This window comes from Clavibacter nebraskensis NCPPB 2581 (assembly GCF_000355695.1).
GTDB classification, from domain to species: domain Bacteria; phylum Actinomycetota; class Actinomycetes; order Actinomycetales; family Microbacteriaceae; genus Clavibacter; species Clavibacter nebraskensis.
In genome coordinates, this window is sequence record NC_020891.1 from 285,994 (window position 1) to 305,189 (window position 19,196).

The following is a 19,196-nucleotide window of genomic DNA, read 5'->3' on the forward strand; positions in this document are numbered from 1 at the left end:
AATAGTGCCGACGCCGCGCCCGACCGAGCCGGCCCGATCCCCGCAAGGAGAAGCCGTGTCCCCCGTCACGCCCCCCGCGTTCCCGTTCCGGCGCACGTGCCCGTACCACCCGCCGACGGAGTACGACGCGGTGCGCGGACAGGGCCCGCTCACCCGGGTGCGCCTCCCCACGGGCGGCGACGCGTGGATCGTCACCCGCTACGACGACGTCCGTCGCCTCCTCGCCTCGCCCGACCTCAGCTCCGACGCGCGCGACGAGCGCTTCCCCGCGATGGGCGTGGGCGAGCGGGAGGCAGCGGCGAAGGCGCGGCCGTTCATCCGGATGGACGCCCCCGACCACACGAGGTACCGCACCGCGTTCCTCTCCGAGTTCAGCGCCCGCCGGGTGCGTGAGCTGGAGCCCGCCGTCGCCCGCGTCATCGCGGACGCCCTCGACCGGCTGCCCGCCGTGGATCCGCCCGTGGACTTCGTGCGCCACATCGCCAACGCGGTCTCGACAGGCGTGATCTGCGAGCTCGTGGGCGTGGAGGACGCCGACACCGAGTTCTTCCGCGACGTGGTGCGCGTCTCGGGATCCCGCCGGAGCACGGCCGAGGAGGTGGGCGCCGCCATCGGGTCGCTGTTCCGGCTGCTCGACGGGATCATCGAGCGCCGCCTCGCCGAGCCCGGGACCGACCTGCTCAGCCGCTTCGTGCAGAGGCACCTCGTCCGCGGCGGGTTCGACCGGCGCGAGGTGCTCTCGGCCATCGCCATGGTCGTCATCGCGGCGCGCGAGACGACCACGGCGAGCATGGCGCTCGCCACGCTGCAGCTGCTGGAGCGGCCGGATCTGGTGGCGGCGTCGCGGGCCGACCCGGGGATCCTGCCGGGTCTCGTCGACGAGCTGCTGCGGCGAGCCGCGGTGAGCGACGCGTTGCCGCTGCGCGTCGCGACGGCCGACATCGAGGTGGGGGACGCGCGCATCCGTGCGGGCGACGGCGTCATCCTCCTGCTCGGCGCCGCCAACCACGACCCGGCGCAGTTCCCGGACCCGTACGAGATCGACCCGTCGCGCCCGTCGCGTCACCTCACGTTCGGGCACGGCGCGCACGCGTGCTTCGGGGCGAGCCTCGCGCGGATGGAGATGCGCCTGCTGCTCGGGGCCCTCTTCGCGCGCTACCCGGACCTCCGCCTCGCGACGCCGCTCGACGACGTCGAGCTCAAGCACGAGTCGGCGTCGTTCGGCGTGGAGGAGATGCTCGTCACCTGGTGACGCCGCTCGCCCGCCGCGGCACGAGCGCCCCGAGCGGGAGCGACGCGCCGGCGGCGGCGGGCAGGCGCACGAGGTCCATGCCGGCCTCGCGGGCGAGCGCCTCCAGGCCCACGGGATCCCAGGAGTACGCGTCGTGCACCTCGCGCTCCCGGCCGCCGGGCTCGCGGCTGCGCCAGCGGGTGCGCAGGTCGAGGAGGCCGTCGGGCGCGGGATCCGCCCGGAACCACCACTCGATCTCGTCGTCGCCCACGCGCGTGCGGGCCAGGCGCGCCTCCGGTACGCGCGTCCCGGCCTCGAGCCCCATCGTCTCGACGACGACGACCCCGTCCGGCAGCAGCCGCTCCGCGATGCGCTGCCAGAGCCGGGCGCGCTGCCCGGGATCGAGGTGGCCGAGCACGCCGCAGAGCAGCACCGCGGAGAGGCGGTCGGGCAGGTCGAGGCCGGGCGCGGATCCGGCGGTCACCGTCACGCGCTCCTGCAGGCCGTCGGCGTCGAGGATCCGCGCGGTCAGCACCGCCCGCAGCGGCTCGGACGGCTCGGCGGCGACGATCCGCGCCTCCGGATGCGCGCGCGCGACGGCCCGCGCGATGACGCCCGTCCCCGCGCCGATGTCGAGCACGGGCGCCGCGGACAGGTCGCGGCCGTCGAGGAGCCGGCACACCGCGGCGGCCGTGAGCTCGGCGTGCGCGGCGGCGGCGAGGTCGAAGAGCTCGGCCGCGGGTCCGTACGGGTCCGCCGGCTCCCGGTCGGGGGACGCGCCCGCCGCGGCGCCGCCTGCCACCGCGTGCCCGGGTCCCGGCTCCGCCGCGGGCAGGATCGCCTCGGCCGTCACGCGCGGCGGCTCGCCCGGGCGGATGCTCCGCGGCGGGCCGAGGCGGCGGGTGAGGTCCACCCACGCGCGCGCCATCGTGATGTCGGCCTGCGCTGAGCGGAGCGCGTCGCCGTCGCCCGCGCGGATCTCCGCCACGAGCATCCCCAGCGCGTGCCCGACCGCATCCGGCCACACGTCGTCGAAGAGCTCGCCCGCGGTCGGGGCGGGCGCGTCCGGCCAGGAGGCGAGGCGCGGCAGGGCGCGTCGCGCGGGATCCCCGTCGAGGTCGAGCCGGCCGGCCGCGTCGCGGCGGGTGTGCAGCGCCGGGCTCCAGGTGACCGGGCCGTGCACGTCGGCGAGCGTCAGCACGCCCGCCTCCGAGGCGAGGGAGATGCGAGGCCAGAGCAGCGCGTGGTTGTCGCGGTCGCCGGGGTGCAGCTCGTCGTGCACGCGCAGCGAGAGCGGGACGCCGCCGACCACGCCCTCGATCGCCGTGAGCGGGGACGCGCGCGTCTCGAGCGCGGTCAGCTCGCGCGGGCGCGCCACGGGATCCGCGAACGCCCACGGCCGGAGACCCCCGACCGCCTGGCCGAGGACGTCGACGAGCGGCTGCAGCAGGTGCACGGGACCCGCGGCGTCCACGTGCACGAGCGGGCTCCTGGCCCGCAGCCGCTCGGCCGACGCGAGGAAGCCCCGGGTCGCACGGACGTGCCGGTAGTGCGTGGAGAGCCGGTAGCGGACGCCGGCCGTGCGGGCCGCGCGAGCCGCCGCGGTGATCTCGTCGGGGTGCGCCGGATGCTCCTGCAGCACGTGGATCCCGCGCGCGAGCAGCGCCAGCACGAGCGCGGATCCGGGCCCGCCCTGCACGGCCGAGCCGACGGCGACCGAGGCCAGGTCGACGTCGGCGGGCAGGTCGGCGACGTCGGTCCACAGCGGCACGCCGTGCCGGGCCGCGAGCGCGCGGGAGGCGTCGCCGCCGCGCGCGAGGATCCCGGCCAGCCGCAGCTCGGGGCGCCCGAGCACGGCCCGGAGGTGGATGCGGCCGAAGCCCGTGCCGCAGACGACCACGCGCAGCGGGCGGTCGGCGGCGTCGCCGGTCACAGGTCCTCCTCCACCATCTCGCCCGCGTCGCCGGCGTCGTCGATGCGGGTGACGGCGCTCGCGCCCGACGCGGTGACGAGGTCGAGGACGCGCCGCGGATCCAGCACGTCGTGCGCGAAGCCGACGCCCGCGGGTACGGCGCCCGCGCGGATCTCCTGCACGGTGATCGCGGCGAGACGGCCGGCGAGCACGTAGCTGTCGTCGCTGTGCAGCACGATCGCGCGCTCGACCGGATCGCCGTCGGCGTCCGTGCCGCGGACGGAGACGGCCAGCACGTGGAACGGCCGGGTCCCGAGCAGGTCGAGGTTGCCCGCGCGGACGAGCGCGTCGGCCGCCGCCGTCGCGCCGTCGTCGCCCGCGAGCAGCGCGGGCAGGCGGTTGAGGGCGTCGCGCACGGCCGGGCCCGGGTGCACGTTCCACCACTCCGCGTCCGCGAAGCCGGCGCCGCGCGCGATCCGCTCGGTCTCGGCCGACAGGTACGGCTGGAGCGCGACCCGGCCCGCGAAGAAGGGCGCCGTCGCGTCCTCCTCCGCGCGCAGCGCCCGCTCGACGCGCCGGCCGCCCGACCACGCGGCGAGCGGCGTGCCATACGCGGTGGATCCGGGTCCGCCGGCCGCGAGCGACAGCGGCACGTCGAGCGCGACCCCGGGGGAGCACGCCTCGACGCCGCCCACCCAGCCGCGCAGCCGGAGCGGGCCGCGCAGCCCCTGGGCGGCGAGCCGCGGCAGGAGCCCCGAGAGGCCGGGGACCACGCCCGTCGACACGACCGCGCGGCGGCCGTCGTGCACGGCGGCGTCGGCGAGGCCGCGGGCGACGAGGCCCGCGCGCACGGGTTCCTCGCCGCAGACGTCCACGTAGTCGGCGCCCGCCTCGAGGGCCGCGGCCGCGATCCGGTCGCCGAACGCGAAGGCCGGCGCGGCGCAGTGCACGACCACGTCGGCGCCGCGGCAGAAGCCCGCGAGCGCGTCGTCGTCCAGGAGGTCGACGGTCACGATCTCGACCTCGCCGCCCGCCTCCTCGGCGAGCGCGCGCAGCGGCGCCTCGCGCCGCCCGCCGAGCCGGAGCGGCTCGCCGGACGCGGCGCGGAGGGCGAGCACCGCGGGCCGCCCGACGGCACCCGAGGCGCCGATGACCGCGATCACGCGATCACCGCCCCGCCCGTGACGCGCGTGAGGATCGACAGCACGCGCGGCGCGTGCTCGACCGACAGGCAGTCGTAGTGGTCGCCCGGGATGTCGACGATGTCGAGCTCGCCGAGCGCCAGCTCCTCCCAGTAGTCGGTGACCGCCTCCCTGCTGCCCGGGAACGGGTACGCGCCGCTGTGCCGGAGGAACGTGATGTCGCCCGCGTACGGGTCCGGCCGGTAGCGCGTGATCGCGAAGACGCTCTGCCGGAACGTGCGGAAGAAGCGCGTCATCTGCTCAGGGCTGTAGCTGCCGGACGCCGGAGGCACGACCTCGCACATCCGGGCGATGCGGGCCCGGCGCGGGATGCGCGACAGGTCGAGGAACGCCCGGCCGATGTCGGCGAACTCGTCGTCGAGCGACGCGTACCCGTCCGCGGGCATGACCCCGGGGGTCCGCTCGAGGATGCGCGCGCCCGCCGCGGCGATGCGCCAGGGGTCGGCCGGGAAGCCGAGGTCGACGGGGTCGATGCCGATCATCATCGCGAAGGAGTACTCCGACACCATCTCGTCGTCGAGCCGGAACGCGGGGCTGTGACTGCTGATGGCGGTGAACGAGGCGACGTCCGCGCCCGCCTCGGTGAGCGCGCGCGCCACCTCGGTGGCGACCAGCCCGCCGAGGCAGTAGCCGACGACGTGGAAGGTGCGGATCCCGGTCGCGAGGAGCTCACGGGCGTACTCCGCGGCGATCCGGTCGATGAGCCCGTGCGGGTCGGCGTCGAGGAAGGCGTCGAGGTCGGGCACCTCCACGCCGTACAGCGAGCCGGTGCCGCGCGACCTCCGGCGGATCTCGGTCATGAGCGCGCGGTACGGCATGATCGTGCCGATCCCGGCGTGGACGAGCACGGTGGCCGGGCCTCGGCCGGATCCGGAGAGCAGGCTCACGGCCGGCGTCGCGGGGGCGTCCCGGTCGCCCGCGGTTCCCTCGCCGGCCTGGCGCACGTAGCCCGCGAGCCCGGCGATGGTCGGCCTCCGCAGCATGTGGCGGAGCACGACGTCCCATTCGAGGTCGACGACCTCGGGGAGCTGCTCCCGCATCCGGCCGACGAGGCGCGCCACGAGCAGCGAGTCGCCGCCGAGCGCGAAGAAGTCGTCGTCGCGGCCGATCCCCGGGCGGCCCAGCAGCTCCGCCCACAGCTCCTGGAGCCGGCGCTCGACGTCGTCGCGGGGCGCGTCGGATCCGGCGGCGACCGTCGCCTGGGGCGTCCGGTCCTCCGCGAGCCGGGCGAGCGCGGCCCGGTCGACCTTGCCGTTCGCGGTGACCGGCAGCGCGTCGAGCACCTGCCAGCGGCGCGGCACCATGTACTCCGGCAGGCGGTCGGCGGTGTGGCGGCGGAGCGACGCGGCCCGGAGGGGCGCGCGGTCGACCTTCACCTGCGCGAGCAGGAGGTGCTGGCCGAGGCCGGAGAGCGGATCCTCGTCCGCCGGCACCTGCTGGATCCCCCGGGCGCCGATCCCGTCGAGCATCGCCCGCCACTCGGCGGCCGCGAAGAGCAGGGCGTCCTCGGCGAGCCGCGCGTCCGCCGGGCCGCCGGCGCGCACCTCCATGAAGTCGGTGGCGATCATCAGCGGCGGGTTGTCCTCGCGCGTGCTCTCGATAACGGCGAGGTGGCCGTGCGGGGCGAGGAGCCCCCGCAGGCGCCGGAGCGCGGCCGGCACGTCGGGCACGCCGTGCAGGCCGTTGGAGCAGATCACGACGTCGTAGGAGTTCGGCCGCTGCCCCTGCGGCAGAGGGTCGAGGGCCGGATCGAAGGCCTGGAACCGCACGCCGGGGCGATCGGGGTGGCGCTCGCGCGCCTCGCCGACGTGGAACATCGACGGGTCGGTGAACGTGTACTCCACGGCCCGGCCCGCGAGCGCGGGGATGAGCTGGTCGGCCGCGCCGCCCACGCCGCCGCGCACCTCGAGGATCCGCAGCGGCTCGTCCGCGCCGTGCCCCCGGGCGTCGTGCCGGTCGGCGAGGGTCACGACCGCGGCCGTGAGCGCTGCCGTGAGGAGGCGCACGCCGAGGTTGTCGCGGTAGGCCGCGCCGATCGCATCGCTCGGGGCGCCCGGGTAGAGCAGCTCCGCGATGTCGAGGTCGCCGCTCACGAGGTCCGCGAGCGCGAGGCTCGACGCCTGCACGTGGCGGAGCAGCTCCGCGCTCCAGCCGATCTCCCGCTCGGCCTCCTCCACCCGGGCCCAGGCGCGCGCGACCCGCTCCGGATCCGCGGAGAGGGCGCCACGGTAGCGCCCGTCGGCGTCGCGCGCGATGCGCCCGCGCCGCTCGAGCGCGCGCAGCCAGCGGCGCACGACGACCCGGTGCGCGTCGCTGGCGCGGAGGAGGTCGGCGACCTCGTCCGCGCTGACGGGCACGGCGTCGTCGACGAGCGCGCCCGTCGCGGCGAGCGTGCGCTCGATCACGCGGAGCGCGTGCTCGTCGAACTGGGCGAGGAAGGCCCCGAGCGCGTCGGTGTCGACGTCGGCGGCGGCCACGGCGAGGGCGGCGCGCGCGGCGTCGCCCGGCGCGTCGTCGTCCGGCGACGTGACGGGCGCGATCCGCTCGGGCTGGACGAGCCCGACGAGGTGCCGGCCCGCGGTGCCCTCGGCCACCTGCACTGCGCAGTCGGCGACGCCCGGGTGGGCGAGCACCGCGGCCTGGATCTCCGCCAGCTCGATGCGGTACCCGCGGATCTTCACCTGCGCGTCCTCGCGCCCGAGGAGCTCGATGCTCCCGTCGGGCAGGTAGCGGCCGATGTCGCCCGTGCGGTACTCGCGGTCGCCCGTGGCGGGATCCACCGCGAAGCGCTCGCCCGTGCGCTCCGGGTCGCCGAGGTACCCGAGCGCGACGCCGGCGCCGCGGATGAGGATCTCGCCGGGCACGCCCTCGGGCCGGTCGCGCCCGAGGTGGTCGACGACGGCCAGGCGCTGGCCCCGCAGGGGCGTGCCGTACGGGATGCTCGGCCGCAGGCGGTCGACCTCGCCGATCACGTGGTGCACCGACCAGATGGCGGCCTCGGTCGCGCCGCCGAGGCTCACGACGGTGAGCTCGGGGTGGCCGGCGCGCATGGCGTCGGGCAGCGTCACGGGGATCCAGTCGCCCGAGAGGAGCGCGAGCCGCAGCGTGCTCGGGCCGTCGCCGTCCGCCTCCCCGCCGGTCGCGGCCACCGCGTCGCGGTAGTCCTGCAGCATGCGCGCCTGCGCCGGCACGGAGTTCCAGAGGGTGACGCGGTGGCGGGCGATGAGCGCGGCCCAGTGCGAGGGGTCGTCGCGCCGTCGCGGGTCCGGCAGCACCATCGCTCCGCCCGCTCCGAGCACGCCGAGCACGTCGAAGACCGACAGGTCGAAGCCGAGTCCGGCCAGGGCGAGCACGCGGTCGTCGGGGCCCACGCCGAAGCGCTCGCGGATGTCGACGAGCGTGTTGTGCGCGGCGTGGTGGGAGAGGATCGCGCCCTTCGGGGTGCCGGTGGACCCGGACGTGTAGATGACGTAGGCGGGGTCGGCCGGATCCACGCCGTCGCGCCCGGCACCGGGGGCCGGCCGGCTGGCGGCGGGCTCGAGCGCGTCGACCGCGATCCGCTCGACGCCCGCGGGCCAGTCCGCGGGGGCGCCGACGAGGGCCTCCTGCGTGAGCACCTGGCGGATCCCGGCGTCCGCCAGCACGGTGTCGCGGCGGATCCGCGGCTGGGCCACGTCCACCGGCACGTAGGCGCCGCCCGCGAGGAGCACGCCGACGACGGCGACGACCTGCTCCCAGCCGCGCGCCGCGACGATCGCCACCCGGTCGCCCGGGCGGTGCCCGGTGGAGCGGAGGCGCGCGGCCACGGCGGCCGCGCGTCGCACGAGCTCGTCGTGGCTCATCGTGCGGTCGGGGGCGATGACGGCGGGCGCGTCGGGTGCGGCCTCCGCCGCGGCGAGGAGCGGCTCGTGCACGAGCGCGGGCGCGACCGGATCCCCGGTGTCGTCCACCCGCCGCCGGCGCTCGCGCTGGTCGTCGGGCAGGTCGACGGCGCACGGCAGCTGCCAGGCGGCCGGGTCGTCGGCGAGGGCGCGCACGGCCACGACGAACGCGCCGAACGCGGCGTCGGCCACCCCGTCGGCGAGCACGCCCTCCCGCACGTCCCAGCTGAGCTGCAGCCCGTCGGGCACGCGGAGGGCCTGGCAGTCGATCCACACCTGCGGCGTGCGGGTGACGGCCGCGGTGATCCGCCCGCCGTCGCCCGTGGAGCCCGCCGCCGCGTCCCCGGAGAGCGCGCTCGTGAAGACCACGGGCGCGAGCGCCACGTCGCGCGCGTGGCCGCCGCGCCGCCGGGTGAGCTCGGCGAGGAGCTCGGTGCCGCTGCAGAGCGGGTGGGCGAGGTCCTCGAGCAGGCGGGCGGAGAGCGCGCGCATCCGCTCCACGGCGGGCACGTCCTCGGTGAGGTCGACCTCGAGCAGCTCCACGGACGTGAAGTCGCCCACCACGTGCGCGGCGCCCGCGGGCAGGCCGCCGCGATCCGAGACGGGCACGTTGAGGAGGAAGCGCGGGCTGCGGCTCCAGCGGCCCACGGTCTCGGCGTAGGCGGCGAGCAGGGCGCTCGTGGGGGTCACGCCGGCGTCGGCGGCGGCGTGGTCGAGGCGCGCGGCGGCGGCGGGGTCGAGCACGGCGGACAGCCGGCGGAACCGCGCGGGAGCCGCCATCGGGTCGTGGTCCGCCATCGGCAGCTCCGGCGCGGGCGGCAGGTCGTCGAGGCGCCGCCACCAGTAGGAGCGGTCGCGCTCGTACGCGGCCGACGCCGTGAGGGCGCGCCGGGCCAGCACGCAGTCGCGGAAGCCGGGCCCGTCGGTCCCGCCGGGCAGGGCGGCGGCGGGATCCGCGACGAGCGCGCGCAGCTGGTCGAGCACGAGCTGCAGGCTCGCGTGGTCGAGCACGAGCAGGTCGACCGCGAGGTGGAGGCGCACGGCGTCGTCGGCGCGGGTCACGACGGCGCGCACGCGCGGCCAGCCCGGGTCGCCGCCCGTGCCCTGCGCGAGGTCCGCGCGCACCGCGTCGATGCGGTGCCCGAGCGACGCGGGGCCGAGGCCGCGGAGGTCGTCGACCGGCACCTCGACGGGGCCGGGGTCGGCGATGACGCGCTGCGAGCCGTCGGGGTGGATCTCGGCGCGCAGCATGTCGTGGTGCGCGACCAGGCGGATCCACGCGTCGACGATGCGCGCGGGGTCGGTGGACGCCGGCCACGACAGGTCGAGGTCGGCGCTGCAGGCGACGCCGCCGTACGGGTACGCGTCGGTGCGGCCGAGGAGGTAGGCGGTCTGCACGGCGGTGAGCGGGAACGGCGCATGCGCGGCGGCGGGATCCGCGGCGCCCGGATCCGGAGCGCCCGGCCCCGTCCCGTCCTGCCGACCGAGGATCGCGAGCACCTCGTCGCGGTGCCGGCGGATGAGCTCGCGCCGGTCGTCGTCGATCACGCCGCGCGGCCCGCGGAACCGGATCCGCCCCTCCTCCGCCCAGAGCCGGACGCCGCGGGCGTTGAGGTCGTCGATGAGCTGTTGAGCGTTCACAGGTCTCCGCTTTCGAAGAGGTCGGCGCCGGCGGTGGCCGGCGGTCGGGCGGGGGCGTCCGCGGGGGACGCGGACGCGGGGGTGGACGGGGTGGCGGCCGCGAGGCGCGCGCGGTCGATGCAGGCGGCGTACGCCGGCACGGTCGGCTCCTCGAGGAAGCGGCGGACGCCCGCGTCGACGCCGAAGCGGCGCTGGGCGGCGGTCACGAGCCGGAGCATGGCGAGGCTGTCGCCGCCCGCCGCGAAGAAGCCGACGCCCGGGGCCGGCGGGGTGCCGAGGACCCCGGCCCACAGCTCGGTGAGGGCGGCCTCCGTCGCGGTCGCGGGCGCGGCGGGGCGCGCGGGGCCGTGAGCGGCGTCGGCGTCGGCGCACCGCGTCGGGTCCGCGCCGGCGTGGGTGAGCGCGTCCGCCTCCGCGAGCGCGCGGGCGAGCGCCGGCACGTCCACCTTGCCGTTCGCGGTCAGCGGCCACGCGTCGACGAGGTGGATCCTTTGCGGCATCGCGTACGAGGGGAGCCGGTCGGCGGCCGTCGCGGTCGCCGCGGACAGCACCGCGGCCCCGTCGTGCCCGTCGTCCGGCTCGACGGCCGCGTGCAGGCGCCGCCGTCCCGCCGGCCCGTCGACCACGAGCGCGATCGCGCGCCGCACCCCGGGAGATGCCGCGAGGGCGGCCTCGATCTCGCCGAGCTCCATCCGGTGCCCGCCGAGCTTCACCTGCCGGTCCGCGCGACCGAGGAACTCGAGGATCCCGCCCGGCCGGTACCTGCCCGTGTCGCCCGTGCGGTACCAGCGGCCGCCGTCGAGCTCGACGAACGCGGCCGCCGTGCGCGCGGGGTCGCCCCGGTAGCCGCGGGCGAGGCCGCGGCCGCCGATGACGAATTCGCCCGGCACCCAGTCGGGGCAGTCCCGGCCGCACGCGTCGAGCACCCGGAACGCCTGGTCGGGCAGCGGTCGGCCGTAGGGCGCGGATCCCCAGCCCTCCAGCGGGCCGTCCACCTCCCACGCGTTCGACCAGATGGCCGCCTCGGTCGCGCCGCCCAGCGCGACGAGCCGCGTGCCCGGCCCGGCCGCCCGGATCAGGCGCCCGTGCAGGTCGGTGCCCACGCGGTCGCCGGAGACCAGCGCCGCCCGCAGCGCGCCGAGCCTCCCCGGCCGGTCGTCGGCCGCGACGAGGAGCATGTCGAGCAGCATCGGCACCGTGTCCCACAGCGTGACCCCGTGCTCGTGCACGAGGTCGAGCCAGCGCGGGGCGTCGCGCTCCTCGCCCTCCTCGGGGATCACGAGCGCGCCGCCCGCGCCCAGCACGCCGAGCACGTCGAACACGGAGAGGTCGAAGTCGAGCGCGGAGAGCGCGAGGATCCGGTCGCCGGGGCCGAGGTCGAGCATCCGGCCCACCGCCTCGACCGTGGACCACGCGGCGTCGTGCGCGATCTCCACCCCCTTGGGCTCGCCCGTGGAGCCGGAGGTGTGGATGACGTAGGCGAGCGCCTCGACGGACGGGCGTACCGGGGCGGCGAGCGGCTCCTCCGCGGCGGCGTCGGCCGGGCGGAGGAGGGCGGGCGCGTCGGGCTCGTCGCCGCCCGCCGCGGCCGGATCGTCGGCGATGACCAGGCGGATGCCGCCCGCGCGGTGGATCGCCCGCCGCCGCGCGGGAGGCTGTCCGACGCCGATGGGCGCGTACGCGGCACCCGCGCTGAGGACGCCGAGGACCGCGGCCGCCTGGTCCGCGCCGCGCGGCAGCGTGACGCCGACGAGGTCGCCCGGGCCGATGCCGCGACGCTGGAGCGCGCCGGCGATCCGCAGGGCGCGGTCGGCGAGCTGGCCGTGCGTCACGACGCGCGTCGACGCGCCCGTGCCCGTGATGAGCGCGGGTGCCTCGGGCGCCCGGAGCGCGGCCTCCCGCACGGCGTCGTGCAGGAGGCGGCCCGGTCGCGGGGCCGCGGTCGCCGTGGCGCGGGCGCGCGCCTGGTCGGCCGGGGGATCCACGGGGAGCGGCGCGTCCCAGCCGGACGCGGCGAGGTGCTCGAGCGTGGCCACGTACGCGGCGAACAGCGCGTCGACGAGGCCCGGCGGGAACGCGTCGTCGCGCGCGTCCGCGTCGACCCGCAGGCCGCCGTGGTCCTCCAGCACCTGGACGTCGAGGAGCACCTGGGGCGACTGGGACACGCCGTGGATCCGCTCGCCGAACGCCCCCGACACGTCGGCTGAGACCCCGTCGCCGACGCCGACGCCGACCCCGTCGCCGACGCCGACCCCGTCGCCGACGCCGACCCCGTCGCCGACGCCGATCGCGCTCGTGAACACGACGGGCACCGGCGCGACGGCCGTGCCCGCGAGGCGCGCGCGCTCCCGCAGGATCCACGACGCGGGCGCCTCGCGGTGGTCGAGGTCGGCGGCGAGGCGCTCCTGCAGCCCGCGCGCCGCCTCGACCGCCGAGCCCGCGGCCCGGTGGTCGAGGAGGGTCAGGGCGGTGAAGTCGCCCACGAGGCGCGGCATGTCGGGATGCACGTCGCGCCGGTCGAAGAGGGTCAGCGTCATGGTGAGGTCGCGCTGCCCGCTCCAGCGGGAGAGCACGTGGCCGTACGCGGTCGCCAGCATGCTCGTGGGCGTGAGCCCGGCCGTCCGGCAGCGGTCGCGGAACGCGGCCCACCACGCCGCGTCGAAGCGGTGTGCGCGGCGCGTGAAGCGGGGGGCCGGATCCCTGTCCGCGAGCGGCAGCCGCGGGGCGTCGGGCATGTCGGCGAGCCGCGCGCGCCAGTGCTCCTCGTCGGCGCGCCGCCGCTCCGGGTCCGGCCGGGTCTGCAGCACGCAGTCCCGGAACGTCAGCTCGGCGGGCGCGGGCGGGAGCGGCAGGCCGCGCACGAGGAGGTCGAGCTCGGTGTACAGGATCATGATCGAGAGCGCGTCGACGACGGCGTAGTCGATGCCGATGGCGATGCGCGTGCGGATCCCACCGCGGCCGTCGGGGTAGCGCAGCGCGTCGACGTCGAAGAGCGGCCAGACGGCGAGGTCGTGGCACCGGTGCGAGGTGCGCGCGCGGAACGCCTGGAGCGCCGCGTCCACCGCGTCCGGATCCGCGTCGGCCGGCACGTCGCGCGCGTCGACGCGCACGGCAGGCACCTCCTCCAGCACGCGCTGGGTGCCGTCGGGGTCGATCACGGTGCGCAGCGTCGGGTGCCGGCGCACGAGCTCGTCGAACGCGGCCGCGAGCAGGTCGAGGTCCTGCCCCTGGCCGTCGAACTCGGTGTGGTGGTAGGTGCCGACGCCGCCGAGCGGGATGCGGGGGTCGCGGCCGACCGCGTACGCGCGCTGCACGTCGGTGAGCGGGAAGGGGTCGTGCCGGTGCTCGGGGTCCGGCACGATGCGGGAGCGCGCGTCCGCCGGCTCCGGTGCCGTGAGGTGCAGCGTCGCCGCGAAGTCGGCCAGCACCGGGTGCCGGAAGAGCGCGGCCACGCTCGCGTCGGCGGCGCCCGCGGCGCGCAGGGCGGCGATGCTGCGGGTGGCCTGCAGGGAGTCGCCGCCCGCGGCGAAGAAGGAGCGCCCGCGACCGCACGGGGTGCCGAGCAGGCCGCTCCACACCCGCTCCACGAGCCGCTCCTCGGGCGACATCGAGGCGTCGTCCGGCCGCGGCGCGGGGGCCGGGCGCTCGGCGAGCGCGGCGATGATCCGGGCCCGGTCGACCTTCCCGTTGGCCGTGAGCGGCAGCTCGGCCCGCACGACCACGCGCGCGCACGCCATGGACGGCGGCAGCAGCGCGCCCGCGTGGGTCGCGACGTCGTCGGGCACGACGACCGCGCCGGGCTCGGGCACCACCATCGCCGCGAGCGCGCCCGCGACGGCGACGACGACCGCGCGCTGCACGCCCGGGAAGGAGGCCAGCGCGGCCTCGACCTCCCCGGGTTCGACGCGGTGGCCGCGGATCTTGAGCTGGTGATCCGCGCGCCCGAGGAACTCGAGCACCGGCCGCCCCGCGTCGTCGCGCCGGTACCTGCCGCGGTCGCCCGAGCGGTACCAGCGCTCGCCGCCGCGCACCGGGAAGCGGGCCGCGGTGAGACCGGGCTCGCCGCGGTAGCCGCGGGCCAGCGCGTGCCCGCCCACGAGCAGCTCGCCGGGCACGCCGTCGGGGCGGTCGCGTCCGCGCTCGTCGACGACCCGGAGGCGCACGCCCGGCAACGGGGCGCCCCAGGGGAGGCCGCGCGCGGCGGACGCGGGGGACACGGGGGCGTCGGCGCGCGCCTCGTGCACGGTGGAGTGGATGGTCGCCTCCGTCATCCCGCCGAGCGCGAGCAGCCGGGCGGCGGGCGCGCAGGCGGCCAGGCGCCCCGGCAGATCCACCCCGACCACGTCGCCGCCGAGCAGCACGAGCCGGAGCGGCAGGGATCCGTCGCCGGTCGCCGCGAGCAGCATGTCGAGGAGCGCCGGCACGGTGTTCCAGACCGTGACGCCGTGCGCGCGGACGAGCTCCCGCCACCGGTCGGCGTCGCGGCGCTCGTGCTCGGCGGGCACGACGACCGCGCCGCCCACCGAGAGCACCGCGAACAGGTCGTAGACGGAGAGGTCGAAGTCGAGCGCGGAGAGCGCGATGGTGCGGTCGTCCGGGCCGAGGGGCGCGACGACCGCGAGGGACAGGATGGTGGCGGCAGCGGCCCGGTGGGCGACCTCCACGCCCTTCGGCCGGCCGGTGGATCCGGACGTGAAGAGCAGGTAGGCGGGCTCGTCGGGGGCGACGGCGACGGGACCCGCGAGCGGCTCGGCGTGCCGGGCGGCGCCCAGCGCGACCACGGGCGGGCCGCCCGGACCGACGGCCGCCGCGGATTCGGCGACCAGCGCGTCGTCGGCGAGGACGCAGTCGATCCCCCGCTCGAGGACCGTCGCGCGGCGCGCGGGCGGCTGGTCCGGGCCGACGGGCGCGTAGCAGGCGCCGGCGAGCAGCACTCCGAGCACGGCGGCCACGCGATCCGTCCCGGCCGGCGCGGTGATCGCCACTGTCGCGCCGGGGCCGACGCCGTGCTCGCCCAGCAGCCCGGCGACCCGGCGCGCGTGGTCGGCGAGCTCACCGTACGCGACCTCTCGGTCGTCCGACGCGATGACCGCCGGCCGGTCCGGATCCGCGGCCGCCCGCGCGAGGAACGCCGAGTGCAGGAGGCCGTCGCCCGCGCCGGGCGCGTCCGCAGCCGGGGCCGGCCGCTCGAGGGCCCGGTGCGCCCGCACGTCCTCCGGGGCGGGGACCGCGAGCGCCGGCCGGTCCCAGGCGCCGGGCCGCTCGTGCACCAGCTCGTCGACGAGGCGGCGGTACGCGAGGAACGCGGCCTCCATCGCCGCCTCCTCGAGGATGTCGACCCGCACGTCCCAGTTGAGCAGCAGCCCGCCCTCGAGCTCGGTGACCTGCGCGTCGAGCCAGACCTGCGGACCCTGGGAGATGATCCACACCGGCTCCCCGAGCGCGCGACGGATGGACGCGTCGTACAGCTCGCCCAGGCCGATGGCGCTCGTGTACACGACGGGCGCCAGCACGGGGCTGCCGCCGTCGCGGCGCGCGAGGTCGCGGAGCACGTCGACGCCGCCGTAGCCCGCGTGGGCGACGGCCTCGCGCACGCCCTGCTGGATCCGCGCCGCGTCCTCCCGGAACGGCCGCTCCTCCCGCAGGTCGACGTCGAGCAGGATCGAGGTGCTGAACTCGCCGACGAGCAGCTCCAGCCCCTCCTCGTCGCTGCGGTCGAGCACGGGGAGGTTGAGGAGGAAGCGGCCGTCGGCCGACCAGGCGGCCACGACCTCGGCGAACGCCGTCGCGAGCACGGCGGCCACCGTCAGCCCGCGGGAGCGCGCCGCGGCCTCAAGCAGGCGGAGCTCCTCCTCTCCTACACGGTGGTGCAGCCGGCGGGAGCGCGGCACGGTCCCCGCCCGCTCGGCGTCGTCGCGCACGGGCAGCGCGGGTCCCGCCGGGAGGTCGGGCACGCGCTCGCGCCACCAGCGCGCGTCGGACGAGGAGCGGGACGCCGCGGCGCGCGCGGCCCGGGCCGCCAGCTCGCCGCGCACGTCGCGGTGGATCTCGCGCAGCGGCCGCCCCGGCTCGTCCACGAGGTCGCGGAGGTCGGCGAGGATCACGCGGAGGCTGATGGCGTCGCCCGCGAGCATGTCGAGGTCGACGTGCAGGCGGCAGCGGCCGAACGGCAGGAGCGTCAGGTCGACGCGGAGCACCTCGCCGCGCTCGACGGCCATGCGGCGGTGCGTGCCCGCGTCGCGCATCTCCGCCAGGCGCGCGTCCACGGCGTCGGCGGGCAGCGCGCGGAGGTCGTGGACGCGCAGCCGGGCGGCGGGCGGCTCCTCGTCGGCGGGCAGGGGCTGCTGCGTGCCGTCGTCCCGGAAGCGCATCCTGAGCGACGCGTGCCGGGCGACCAGGGCGGCGAGGGCCGTGCGCAGCCGCTCGGGGTCCCGCTCCGCCCCGTCGAGCTCGACGTAGAAGTGCGCGGCGACCGACCCGGACGGCTGGCCGGGCTGCCGGCCGAGCCAGTACGCGTGCTGCAGCGGCGTGAGGGGCGACGGCGACGCGGGGTCGAGGGCGGGAGCGGCGGCCGTGCTCGTGCCGGGATCCGCGTCCGCGGCGGCATCGCCCAGCACTCGCGTCCACGCCCGGATCGTGGGGTCGGCCGCGAGCCGCGAGAAGTCGGCCGCGAGCCCGTCGCGTCGCCAGCGCCCGGCGAGGCGGATCAGCGCGGTGGACTCGAGCCCGAGGTCCACCAGGTCGTCGTCGAGGCCCACCTCGGCGGGGTCGAGGCGCAGGGCGCGCGCGACCTGGTCGCGGAGCAGCGCGGCGGGAGGGACGGAGGGGATCCGCTCGGTCATGTGCACGCTCCTCGGACTCGGGTTATTGAGAACCGTTATCATATGGCCGATGACGCGCCGGCGACGAGATCCGTCCACGGCAGGAGGAGGACGCCGACGGATGCACGGACGCGAGCACACGGAGGGCCCGGGTCACGAGCCCGGTGGCGGATGCGCCGACTGGGCCGAGGGGATGGGCCGGGCCGCCCGGGCGGCGGGGCGGCAGCCGGACGCGCGGCTCGACGGCATCCTGCGGCGGAGCGCCGCCCGCGTGCCCGACCGCACGGCGCTCGTCGGCGCCGGCGGGCGCTGGACCCACGCCGAGCTCGACGCCGAGGTCGACCTCGCCGCGCGCGGCCTGATCCGGTCGGGCATCCGGCCAGACGACCGGATCCTGCTGCAGCTCGCCGACGGCGCCGCCTTCGTCATCGCCTGGTTCGCGCTCGTGCGCGCCGGCGCCGTGCCCGTGCACGCGATGCCCGCCCACCGGCTCATGGAGCTCGCGCACCTCGCGGCCGGCAGCGGGGCGCGCGGCATGGTCGTCGCGGAGCGCGTCGGCCGGGACGACGGCCGTGGCCTCGCGGCCGGGGTGCGCGCGGCCTGCCCCGGGCTCGACCTCGTCATCGTGCACGGGCCGCGACGCGCGGACGGCGCCCTCACGTGGGAGGGGATCCGCGAGCTCGGGCGCGAGGACGCGAGCCCCGCCCCGGGGCTCGACCCGGTCGCGCCCGACGGCGCGCCCCGCCTCGCGCTCCTCCTGCACTCGGGCGGCACCACGGGCCTGCCCAAGCTCATCCCGCGCCACCACGCGGAGTACTCCTACAACGCGTGGGCGGCGGCGCGCGCGGCGGGCGTCGGTCCCGGCGCGGTGCTGCTGGCCGTGCTGCCCGTGGCCTTCAACTTCACCCTCGCGTGCCCCGGCGTGCTCGGCGTGCTCGATGCGGGCGGTACCGTCGTCGTCGCGCCCGACCCGGATCCCGCGACGGCCTTCGCGCTCGTCGCCCGCGAGCGCGTGACGCACGTGGCCCTGACCCCCACGCTGGCGCGGGCGTGGATCGACGAGGCCGCGCACGCGACCGCCGACCTCTCGAGCCTCCGCGTCGTCCAGGTCGGCGGCGCCCGACTCGACGACGTCACGGCGCGCGCCCTGGAGCCCGCGCTCGGGGCGACGCTCCAGCAGGTCTACGGGATGGCCGAGGGGCTCGTCTGCATGACCGCCCTCGACGATCCGCCCGAGCTGCGCTGGAGCACCCAGGGGCGCCCGACCAGCCCCGACGACCTGGTCCGACTGCGTGCCGCCGACGGATCCCTCGCGGCTGACGGCGACGAGGGCGAGCTGGAGACCCGCGGGCCGTGCACGCTCCGCGCGTACCACGCGGCCCCCGAGGCGGACGCGTCGGCCTTCACGCCCGACGGCTTCTACCGCGCCGGCGACATCGTGCGGCGGCTCCCGTCGGGGCACGTCGTGGTCACGGGACGCGCGAAGGACCAGGTCAACCGCGGCGGCGAGAAGTACTCCGCGGCGGAGGTCGAGCGCTACCTGCAGGCCATGCCGTCCGTGCGCGCGGCAGCCGTGGTGCCGGTGCCGGATCCCGACCTCGGCGAACGCGCCGTCGCGGTCATCGCCTGCGCGGGGCACGCTCCCGATCGCCGCGCGGTCGTCGCGCACCTCCGGTCGCTCGGGGTGGCGGCGTACAAGCACCCGGACCGCGTGGTCGCGCTGCCCGCGCTGCCGCTCACCGCCGTGGGCAAGGTCGACAAGGCCCGGATCGCCGCGCTGCTCTCCGCGGGATCGGGCACGGATGCGCATGCCGACCGGGACCGTGCTTGACGCGATCCTCCCCGCCGGGGCCGTCCTGGCGGAGGAGCGCGGTCCCGCGGGCGAGCACCCCCTGCATCCCGCTGAGGCCGGCGCCGTGGCCCGCGCGGTGCCGTCCCGCCGGCGCGAGTTCGCGGCGACCCGGGCCTGCGCCCGCACCGCCCTCGCCGCCCTCGCCGGGGACGCGACGGGCGCCGCCGCCGTCGCGATCCCGAAGGGCCGGGGAGGCGACCCCGTCTGGCCGCGCGGCGTGGTCGGCAGCCTCACGCACTGCGCCGGCTATCGGGCCGCCGTCGTCGCGGGCGTCGACGCGCTGCGCACCATCGGGATCGACGCCGAGCCGCACGCGCCCCTGCCCCGGGAGGCCCGGGACATGGTCGGCCTCGCGGGCGAGCTCGACCCGCATCCGCCGCTCGGCGCCGACGTGCACGCGGACTGCGTGCTCTTCAGCGCGAAGGAGTCGGTGGGCAAGGCGCACTTCGCCCGGTACCGCGAGTGGCTGGGCTTCACGGACCTCCACGTGACGCTCCACCCCGGCGGCACGTTCACCGCCCGCCGGTGCGCGCCCGGCCCCGTCCCGTTCCCCGCCTACCGCGGCAGCTGGTGCGTCGCGGAGGGCCTCGTCCTCACGTGCGCGTGGCTCGCCGTGCCCCGCATCCCGTCCGCCGTCCCCCGCCCCGCCTGAAGGA

The 19,196-nt window shown here is 77.8% G+C and carries 7 protein-coding genes; 3 read left to right on the top strand and 4 right to left on the bottom strand.

All coding sequences use genetic code 11. From position 1 onward, the window contains the following. Positions 1–55 precede the first annotated feature (55 nt). Positions 56–1,252, top strand: coding sequence for a cytochrome P450 (locus CMN_RS01435; RefSeq protein ID WP_015489089.1), 1,197 nt, complete (start codon positions 56–58; stop codon positions 1,250–1,252). On the opposite strand, the gene CMN_RS01440 is transcribed toward CMN_RS01435, so the two are convergent. The 4 genes from CMN_RS01440 to CMN_RS01455 are packed head-to-tail and all read right to left on the bottom strand — an operon-like array spanning position 1,242 to position 16,709. After that, entirely contained in the window at positions 1,242–3,164 is a 1,923-nt protein-coding gene (locus CMN_RS01440; protein ID WP_015489090.1) for a Gfo/Idh/MocA family oxidoreductase, read from the bottom strand. The two genes, CMN_RS01435 and CMN_RS01440, sit on opposite strands and share 11 nt — an antisense overlap. Then, on the bottom strand, positions 3,161–4,306 hold the full coding sequence (locus CMN_RS01445) for a saccharopine dehydrogenase NADP-binding domain-containing protein (protein ID WP_015489091.1): 1,146 nt from the start codon (positions 4,304–4,306) through the stop codon (positions 3,161–3,163). Before CMN_RS01445 ends, CMN_RS01440 begins: the two co-directional genes overlap by 4 nt. Beyond that, a complete protein-coding gene (locus tag CMN_RS01450; protein ID WP_015489092.1) occupies positions 4,303–9,867 on the bottom strand; it encodes a non-ribosomal peptide synthetase in 5,565 nt (1,854 codons plus the stop codon). Before CMN_RS01450 ends, CMN_RS01445 begins: the two co-directional genes overlap by 4 nt. Then, positions 9,864–16,709 carry a non-ribosomal peptide synthetase gene (locus CMN_RS01455; RefSeq protein WP_015489093.1) on the bottom strand — a complete coding sequence of 2,282 codons (6,846 nt, stop codon included), beginning with the start codon at positions 16,707–16,709 and terminating at the stop codon, positions 9,864–9,866. The genes CMN_RS01450 and CMN_RS01455 overlap by 4 nt, the downstream gene beginning before the upstream one ends. 100 nt (positions 16,710–16,809) lie before the next feature. On the opposite strand from CMN_RS01455, the gene CMN_RS01460 reads away from it, so the two are divergent. Both CMN_RS01460 and CMN_RS01465 read left to right on the top strand, forming a co-directional pair. Further along, positions 16,810–18,519 carry a (2,3-dihydroxybenzoyl)adenylate synthase gene (locus tag CMN_RS01460; protein ID WP_015489094.1) on the top strand — a complete coding sequence of 570 codons (1,710 nt, stop codon included), beginning with the start codon at positions 16,810–16,812 and terminating at the stop codon, positions 18,517–18,519. Then, positions 18,497–19,192: a 4'-phosphopantetheinyl transferase family protein gene (locus CMN_RS01465; RefSeq protein WP_227077715.1), complete on the top strand. Its 696-nt coding sequence runs from the start codon at positions 18,497–18,499 to the stop codon at positions 19,190–19,192. The genes CMN_RS01460 and CMN_RS01465 overlap by 23 nt, the downstream gene beginning before the upstream one ends. The last annotated feature ends 4 nt before the right edge of the window (positions 19,193–19,196 follow it).

Bases quoted from the DNA above. Each gene is read 5' to 3' on its own strand.
- CMN_RS01460 (WP_015489094.1), top strand. From the start codon at position 16,810: ATGCACGGACGCGAGCACACGGAGGGCCCGGGTCACGAGCCCGGTGGC.
- CMN_RS01455 (WP_015489093.1), bottom strand. From the start codon at position 16,709: ATGACCGAGCGGATCCCCTCCGTCCCTCCCGCCGCGCTGCTCCGCGAC.
- CMN_RS01465 (WP_227077715.1), top strand. From the start codon at position 18,497: ATGCCGACCGGGACCGTGCTTGACGCGATCCTCCCCGCCGGGGCCGTC.